A 1,211-nucleotide genomic window follows, 5' to 3' on the forward strand; every position below is an offset into this window, starting at 1 on the left:
TGAAGTAGTCACGATGAAATCTGACAGTTTAGTTAGATTAGAGTATCCAACAACCTAATCACTAAACGCAGACTCACCATGACTACGCAAGACAAAATAATCAAAACGAAGTTAGGATTACTAAAGTTAGCGAATCATTTAAACAATGTTTCGCAGGCCTGTCGAACGATGGGCTATTCCCGTGACAGTTACTACCGCATTAAAGAGTTGTACGAGACCGGTGGGGAGGCGGCCCTTCAGGAACTCTCTCGGCGCAAACCCAACCACAAGAACCGGGTAGATCCCGCCATTGAACAACAGGTGGTCGACATGGCGTATGAGTATCCGGCCTATGGGCAGCAGCGAGCCAGTAACGAATTGGCCAAGCGTGGGGTTACCATTTCCCCTGGAGGCGTGCGAAGTATTTGGCTGCGCCATGACCTGCAGACCTTCAAGCAACGACTGGCGGCTTTGGAGGCGAAGGTAGCCCAGAAAGGGATCATTTTAACCGAAGCCCAGCTGGTGGCCCTGGAGAAAGCCAAACAGCAAAAAGTAGCGCAGGGAGAAATCGAGACCCATCATCCCGGCTATTTAGGAGCCCAGGACACCTATTACGTGGGCACCATCAAAGGCGTAGGACGTATCTACCAGCAAACTTACATCGATACCTATTGTAAAGTCGCACAAGCAAAGCTCTATACGGCCAAGGATGCCATTACCGCTGCCGACCTGCTCAATGACAAGGTCCTTCCGATGTATGAGGAGCAGGGCATTCGGCTGTTGCGTATTCTCACCGACCGAGGCACCGAGTTCTGCGGAAAACTGGAGAATCATCCATTCCAGCTGTATTTGGATCTTGAGGATATTGACCACAGCCGCACCAAGGCCAAATCCCCACAGACCAATGGCATCTGTGAGCGGTTCCACCGGACGATACAGGATGAATTTTACTCGATTGTGTTCCGCAAAAAGATCTTCCGAAGTATCGACGATCTGCAGTCTGAATTAGACGAATGGATCGGCTGGTATAACACCGAGCGGACCCATTCCGGCAAGTACTGTTACGGCAAAACACCGTGGGAAACGCTTGAAAGCACCAAACATTTAGCGTTGGAAAAACAGGTGGACGAGTTGCCTTGGCAAAACAACAATCAGGTCGCCAAAGACGTTATGCAATCGGCTGAATCTGATATTGGATTAACCGATGAACAACCAGCTCCGGAAGAGCCAAA

Annotated in this window: 1 protein-coding gene; it reads left to right on the forward strand. The window is 50.0% G+C overall.

Annotated features, from left to right (window positions below; translation table 11 throughout):
• Positions 1 to 78: 78 nt before the first annotated feature.
• Positions 79 to 1,211 (forward strand): IS481 family transposase (locus FN808_RS18770; RefSeq protein WP_350354199.1); only part of this gene is annotated, 1,133 nt, incomplete at its 3' end.

The sequence above is a fragment of the Fodinibius sediminis genome (assembly GCF_900182555.1).
GTDB classification, from domain to species: Bacteria; Bacteroidota; Rhodothermia; order Balneolales; family Balneolaceae; genus Fodinibius; species Fodinibius sediminis.